This window comes from Bacillus litorisediminis (assembly GCF_022808645.1).
In the GTDB taxonomy this organism is placed as follows: Bacteria; Bacillota; Bacilli; order Bacillales; family JC228; genus Bacillus_BF; species Bacillus_BF litorisediminis.
Map to the genome: position 1 here is coordinate 1 of NZ_JAKZKT010000085.1, position 6,627 is coordinate 6,627.

Here is a 6,627-nt window from a genome sequence, read left to right on the forward strand (position 1 = left end):
AAGAGCTAAGCTACATTTTGTGAATGATAACTAGGAGGAGCCGTGTGCGTGAGTAGCGCAAGCACGGTTCTGTGAGGGGGGAGAATACAATCTACCGAGAGGTAGAGAGGTTCTCTTCTACTCGACTTGTTGAATAATAGCCAATTAGAATGGGGGAATAAGTTGTGAAAAGATTAATAAAGTGGAGTTACTTATGGGTTTTAATAGCTGGTATTTTAATAGGTTAATTTGGGATACCATTACTTTCAATTTATTTAGGAGTTTTATTTCGCTAAAGGGTACGTTACTTTAAAATCAGGTTGCTGTTTCTTAAATAGTACAATAACTAAAATCAACTTTTGAAGTTCTTTTAAATTTTTCGATCTTCAGTACTCGTCTATATTGTCGAACAAGGTGAATGGGAGGATTTTTTTATGGGGGGAAAAACGGAGTTGATAAAAACTGTTGATTTTTTTGTTCGAGGTGAGTTTTACTGCAGTCGCCAACCAGCGACCCAATTACATGATTACGATTCTATAAAACATCTTACTCTTGGTACAAATGTTGATGGCAGAACTGACGAGTTTTTCGTTTATAATTCAAATCCTGCTCACGTTTTGGATATTATAAATAAACAAGACTTCAAAGAAGACTATTGGCTTACTGTGTTTTCTGATGAAAAACCGTATAGTTATGATGCAGAGGGATATACCCTCAAATCTACAGAGTTTCTTATGATGTTACATCTGGATAGCTGGTCTATTAAAACAGAAACCAAGATTATCAAGCGTGTCGAAACCGAGGCTGAAGCTCGACGTATCAATCATTATTTCGATAGGGCTGCTATTGATCTGAAAAAATTAGATGATCCAAATCTGCATTTTTACGTTGGTGAGGAAAACGGGCATCCTGCATCATATGGACGCTATTTACTATTAGATAAAACGGTATGTTTCTTGAGTGATGTATTTACTTCGAAAATACAAAGGGGTAAAGGAATAGCCAAAGCACTTTGCCGAAAAATGCTTATGGATGCCAAGCAGGAAGGCGCTGTCAAGAGTGTACTTGCTTCTAGTCAAATGGGGCATCCTTTATATTTAAAATTGGGTTATCGAGATGTATCAAAAATGTGGGTGTTTAAGAAGCAATCCTAAACAAAATGGCGCGATAGTTGAAGATATTAAACTAAAGTTGAATAGAAAAACGGAAGATAGGCTGTCCCTTGTGTTATTTTAGACCTTGTGGAACAGCCATTTCTATTGAAATCCATTTCTTCCTTTCTACTAACCTTGTGACTAGCAAAGCACAAACAGTAGCACTCAATACTTTCTATAAAATTCCTTTCAAAAGCTTCCGCTTAACTGAGCATAAATGCGAGCCGTTTCATTCTTTTCTTGACCAATAAAACTTTGTATAAACTTCTCATTCTTTATCTCATATCCGCCATAAAGCGTATAAGCGATCCCTGTACCCCATAAATATCAATTCTCATAGTTTCTTTAAGCAATCATTTAATTTCCGTGCTTGATTTTTGAAGTAAAGATAAAATGCAACCCAAAAGATCGTATAGCAGACAATGGAAATTAAGAGTGTTAACAAAATATTTTTGATATTAAATGAGGTCCATTCGATAGTGTGTTTTCGGATATAAAATCCAAGTATATACAGCAATTTTAATGGACTTTCCTATAACTGGATATGGGAAAAGGAAAAGGTCAGGCGTTCCTAAAACAATGATATTTGAAGTAGTGGTAAAACTAAAGTCTCACCTTACTTCAATATCTTTATGAATATGAAAACTGGTGGTCACAGGATTAATTTCACTAGATTTCCTATAAACCATCACTTTAAATATCGCCTCTAGAGAATATGTTCCTTGTTGATTCAATTCAATAGATACAATCTGATTCAGCTGTTTCTTATTAATGGAAATAGCAGATTCAGGTTGTTGCTTTTCAAAATTATTGAAAACAACCTCACCAGTTTCTTTATTAATTAGTTTTACATATGGAAAATTGTCTCCTCCTATTTTTACTTCTTTGTCTGTAACCTTAAATTTACCTGTTAATGAAATACCTTTAGGTTCACGGTTTATTTGGATATCGGTAAAATAAGGGTACATCTTTGTTGGCATATATTCTCGTTCATCAATTGCCGTTCCATCATGGTGAGCATTCGAATAATTAGTACTTGTTAAGAATAATGTACAAAACAATAAAAAAGCTGTACAAAGAAGGAAATAGTTACGCATTACAACCACCTCCAAATATTATTCTGCTCAATACAATAAAGATAATCCAGAAAGATTATCACTTGCGTGTTTTGTTATTTAATTCTGATGTATTGTAATTAAAGTAACGGTTGCGTTACTTTAAGATCTCGCTGCCATCACAGGCGGCTTTTGTTATTCCGCTAACGGAGCATTTTAGTTGAAGAAACATAGTACACAAAGTCGTCAGTAGTGGCGGTCTTTTTTTTGTCTCTCTATCAGAATTAAGATTTGCAGTATGGAATATTATGTTAAAATTTTATTATTAGATTTAAATCGTACGAGGAGGTCATTGAATGTACAGATATAACATTGAAGCACTTAGCTTCTTTCTCTTTACCTCAGAGGAAAAATCAGAACTTATTGACTGGTTAACATCGGACAAATGGGACTACTATGTAAATCCTACCCCTACCAGAGACCAAATCGCCTCCGCGATCGATAGGGGAGATTATTATAACGACGAGTGTCGAACTTTCTGGATTTGCAATCGGCAAACGAATGAAAAAGTTGGACTGATTCGGATTTATGACTTGTTGGATCAGTCCGCCATGTTTGACTTGCGAGTCAAGACAGCAAGCAGGGGAGCTGGGATTGGCAAACAAGCGGTTCGTTGGCTAACTGCCTATGTATTTAAAACGTATCCTGAAATCATTCGTATTGAAGGGCAAACGAGGCAAGACAACATAGCGATGAGGAAAGTTTTTCGTGCATGTGGCTATTTAAAGGAAGCCCACTATAGAGCATGTTGGAGGACAGAATCAAATGAATACCTGGATTCCATTGGTTATGGCATATTACGCAGTGATTTTGAAAACGGGACTGTTACCCCAGTTCGATGGAATGATGAGACATCGTTTTAACTAGCAAAATGAAAGCAGTGCTTCTTTAGCTAAAGGTGCTAGAACTTAGGATCAACAAGTCAATAACAGTTATTTTTTTAATTATGCTAACGGGGCAGGATTGCTAAATAAAGGGTACTAAAAACAAAAAAGGGGTTAGTCATGATATTGCGGAATGTTTTATCAATTATCGGTCTTATTATCGCAATTATTTTTGGAATAGATGGTCAAGACATATCCTATTTTTTGAATGAAGAGTTTCCAGGAATAAAGGTTACTACTTTCATAACTTGCTTAACTTTTATTAGCACTGGCTTGTTTGTTGTAATCCCTATCTTAACCTTAATATCTAAAGTAGTACAAAAAGAAATGGTTGTCATTTATTTTATTGTTAGTACTGTGATAGGTATCCCAGTTTCTCTTTGGTCTTTTTTAGTTTGGGGATGGGGTATGGGTTAGTATTTTATTAAGGAACAATTTTCAAATAAATAGTAAAAAATGGAAAATAGACCATCGAGGAAAATGTCCTTGTGGTTGGATATTTGACGATACAAGCATCGAATGGAAACCTAATGCTGTTCTTGAGTTAATTACAATTGAAGGACAAAAAATACTCCTTACATATAAACATAATAAAGATAATATTCCAGGGCATTGGGCAGCAGGAAATGCTACAGAAAGCCATTAACTAAAGGTATCCTTAAAGGATATTCGGATGGCTCCTATAGACCTGACGAACCGTTGACAATGGCAAGGTTTATGGTGTTCTTAGACCGATTAGGATTGTTGGATTAATTAATTATGATGGGTCATACCTATTATTATGAAGGGAGTGATCCGCTTGATTGAAATTAATTACACTGGTTGGAAATTCTACGACGAATTGTTAAGGGAATTTTGTGTTGACGACGATTATTATATCTATCAATACGGGGAATTAATGGTTCCAACTTCAAGTATCACTGGACTATCTTTTCCGGACGTTTTATCCCAGCGAAAATTGGATAGACTGTATCATTCTATATCAGAGAATGGGTATAGATATGAAGGAAAAAATCATTTAGATTTACACTTATTATTATTCCCGAATGGGGAATATTCTGCTGCATCTGGTGGAATCATAGGCCTTACGTAGCGAAAAAGTTAGAAATTAAATTCATAAAGGCTAATGTAGATATTCTCATCCCAGGTCAACTACTCAGTAAGGTACAAAGAAATATGTGTGAACAATTTGAATATCCGATTACAAATGATAGCAGACTCCGGAAAATTTGCTATCAATTAAAACTACTTCCGCATCAACAGTTTATGACAAAGGTTCAAATAAATTGAAATAAGCCCCTTCTCAATTGTGAGGGGCTTTAAACTTTAAAGAAAGTCAAACACGCACTTACTATATTAAGCAATTATTTTAAAAACACTTGTAATGTGATTTTATTTCCACTATAAGACCATACAGTGTTTTCTATTTTAAGACGATTACGAAATTTTTCTATCCATACTACTTTTGGATTTAATAGCGCAGTCAGTTCTGGTGAACTTAGTGTCACTCTGCAGTTGTGTTCATTTTTTTAAAACAAAAACAACATTTACTAAATCTCCCTCTTTAAATGAACCTCTCATCATTCACCCTCCATTTTTTATGTTTTGTACGGTAATCTCGAAAAACGTTCCCAGAATTTATTAATTATATTTTACTGTATATATTGAAGCATTGAATAAAATTAATGATAATGAACAATTTATGACTACAAGGCATGAAATAGGAAAAAATTCATTGGGGGGATTATAAATGGATTACAAAGAGTATTGGAATCAGATATTTAAAGAAAGTGAAGAATTGAATTCTTTAATACATTCCTATTGGAACCAATACTCCCATTTTGGAACATGGCAGTTTTGGGTGGTTGTTTCTTTATTGATAATTCCTTTAATATTGCTTTACTTTACAGTTGATAGGAAACGAATATTTGAAATTTTTTTCTTTGGATACACGGTACATATTCTTTGGACATACGCTGGTATTGCACTTGAAAGATATGGATACTTTGTTCATACATACTTTATGTCTCCAGTTTTCCCATTTTCAATTAATATGTCAGCATCTGCACTTCCAGTAGGGTTTTTGCTTGTATACCAGTACTGTACAAACCAAAATAAGAATTTTTATATTTACACATTGTTGATAAGTGCTTTTTTTGCATTTGTTGTGACATCCATTGAACAATATATTGGTTTATTAGAATTTAGAAAGGGAATGAATCATTTATACATTTTTCTAATAGACTTAGTAATTGTCCTTACATCGTATTGGTTTACAAGGATACTCCTTAAAATAAAGCGGTCTGTAATGGCAGCCGATTTATAGGTTTCTATCTTAACATAAAGAAAGCCCTTTCTCCTGAGAGGGGGCTTTTAAAATGGCAAATCATCTTTTATTACAGGAGTAACTCTCTTCACCAGCTCGGTAATGTCTTTATCCTCGTTATAAGTCACTTTCAAAATCTCAGTTTTACGATACCCTGTTTCATATTTAATCTTTTGAATTTGCTGATAAGCAGTGATGGCAGCTTCCCAATCAGGATCCTTTTTAAACTTTCGATTGTTTACAGGAAAGTTTCCTGCATATTCTGATCTTGTTCCTTCAATGCTTAGCTGGATTTTAATAAGGATTTGCATGTTTATTTCCTCTTTTGTTCAGGGTTAAAAATCATTATAAATCTTATCATTATAATCTTCCCCGTTAACTCTTTTGATTTCCTCCTTTAAATAAATTATTTTTCGCTCGAGCTCTTCTGTTTTTTTAGATGCAGTGCGGTTATTAAGGAATAATTGATCAACCATGCCTGGAAGAATGAAAGCAGAATATTGAACGAGGAAAAGGAAAATTGCAATTGTAATAAAAGTAGAATAGCTTTCCGCAAATTCAATTAAAAAGAAACTTATGTAAGCAAAAATAAGTAATGTAATAAAACAAACAAAGAATATTATTTTTCTTTCTCTATTACTTAATGGCGAGAACATTTTTTCACCTTTTTTATATTTTTTTAAACACCCACTATTTATTATGCATCTTAAATTTTGTTTCTCCTTTTGTTAGATTAATATTAATAAATGGAGTTTGTTAAACTTTCGGAGCAGGTTTGTTAAAGAAGATCATTTCAAGAAATGAATTTATCAATCTAAGGGGGAGATTAAAATGAAAAAATTATCGACCATTAGTTTCTTTCTAGTATTACTCATTGTTTTATCGGCATGTAAAACAGAGGGTAGCTATACTTACTGGACAGATAAACGAAAAAGTAATAGCATGTTGTTCTTAAAGTACGGGTTGTGTTAATACTGAAAAGGCTGGGGCAGTTTTTGTTGAAGTCGTTACCTAACGAAGCAGATTACTTTAATAGAACATTTGTATTTTGCAATAAAAAAGTGCAGAAAAATGCAATGAAAAATGCAGAGTTTTGCCACCCAATTTAAACCTATTTAATGGGATTTTGATAAAGCGTTAGTAAGTCTATAGCTTTCACCTGAAAATGT

General features: G+C 33.7%; 10 protein-coding genes. 6 read left to right on the forward strand and 4 right to left on the reverse strand.

The annotated features are described in order from the left end of the window. Positions 1-413 precede the first annotated feature (413 nt). The gene (locus tag MLE14_RS21530) at positions 414-1,133 is read left to right on the forward strand and encodes a GNAT family N-acetyltransferase (RefSeq protein ID WP_243300457.1); all 720 of its coding nucleotides are present in this window, start codon (positions 414-416) and stop codon (positions 1,131-1,133) included. A gap of 334 nt (positions 1,134-1,467) precedes the next feature. Here MLE14_RS21530 and MLE14_RS22825 read toward each other — a convergent pair whose 3' ends face one another. Beyond that, positions 1,468-1,650, reverse strand: a complete 183-nt coding sequence (locus tag MLE14_RS22825) for a DUF3021 family protein (protein ID WP_390629385.1) — start codon at positions 1,648-1,650, stop codon at positions 1,468-1,470. A gap of 94 nt (positions 1,651-1,744) precedes the next feature. Further along, the gene (locus tag MLE14_RS21535; protein WP_243300458.1) at positions 1,745-2,230 is read right to left on the reverse strand and encodes a hypothetical protein; all 486 of its coding nucleotides are present in this window, start codon (positions 2,228-2,230) and stop codon (positions 1,745-1,747) included. A 314-nt stretch (positions 2,231-2,544) separates the two neighbouring features. On the opposite strand from MLE14_RS21535, the gene MLE14_RS21540 reads away from it, so the two are divergent. From MLE14_RS21540 to MLE14_RS21555, 5 genes are all read left to right on the forward strand, one after another. Next, the gene (locus tag MLE14_RS21540; RefSeq protein WP_243300459.1) at positions 2,545-3,111 is read left to right on the forward strand and encodes a GNAT family N-acetyltransferase; all 567 of its coding nucleotides are present in this window, start codon (positions 2,545-2,547) and stop codon (positions 3,109-3,111) included. Positions 3,112-3,252: 141 nt separating this feature from the next. Further along, positions 3,253-3,549: a hypothetical protein gene (locus MLE14_RS21545; RefSeq protein WP_243300460.1), complete on the forward strand. Its 297-nt coding sequence runs from the start codon at positions 3,253-3,255 to the stop codon at positions 3,547-3,549. A gap of 195 nt (positions 3,550-3,744) precedes the next feature. Continuing rightward, positions 3,745-3,885: an S-layer homology domain-containing protein gene (locus MLE14_RS22830; protein ID WP_390629388.1), complete on the forward strand. Its 141-nt coding sequence runs from the start codon at positions 3,745-3,747 to the stop codon at positions 3,883-3,885. A gap of 46 nt (positions 3,886-3,931) precedes the next feature. Beyond that, positions 3,932-4,225 carry a hypothetical protein gene (locus MLE14_RS21550; protein ID WP_243300461.1) on the forward strand — a complete coding sequence of 98 codons (294 nt, stop codon included), beginning with the start codon at positions 3,932-3,934 and terminating at the stop codon, positions 4,223-4,225. A 657-nt stretch (positions 4,226-4,882) separates the two neighbouring features. Further along, the gene (locus MLE14_RS21555; RefSeq protein ID WP_243300462.1) at positions 4,883-5,458 is read left to right on the forward strand and encodes a hypothetical protein; all 576 of its coding nucleotides are present in this window, start codon (positions 4,883-4,885) and stop codon (positions 5,456-5,458) included. Positions 5,459-5,505: 47 nt separating this feature from the next. On the opposite strand, the gene MLE14_RS21560 is transcribed toward MLE14_RS21555, so the two are convergent. Beyond that, complete coding sequence (locus MLE14_RS21560; protein ID WP_243300463.1) at positions 5,506-5,769, reverse strand: hypothetical protein; 264 nt, start codon at positions 5,767-5,769, stop codon at positions 5,506-5,508. Positions 5,770-5,793: 24 nt separating this feature from the next. Then, complete coding sequence (locus MLE14_RS21565; RefSeq protein WP_243300464.1) at positions 5,794-6,114, reverse strand: hypothetical protein; 321 nt, start codon at positions 6,112-6,114, stop codon at positions 5,794-5,796. Positions 6,115-6,627 lie beyond the last annotated feature (513 nt).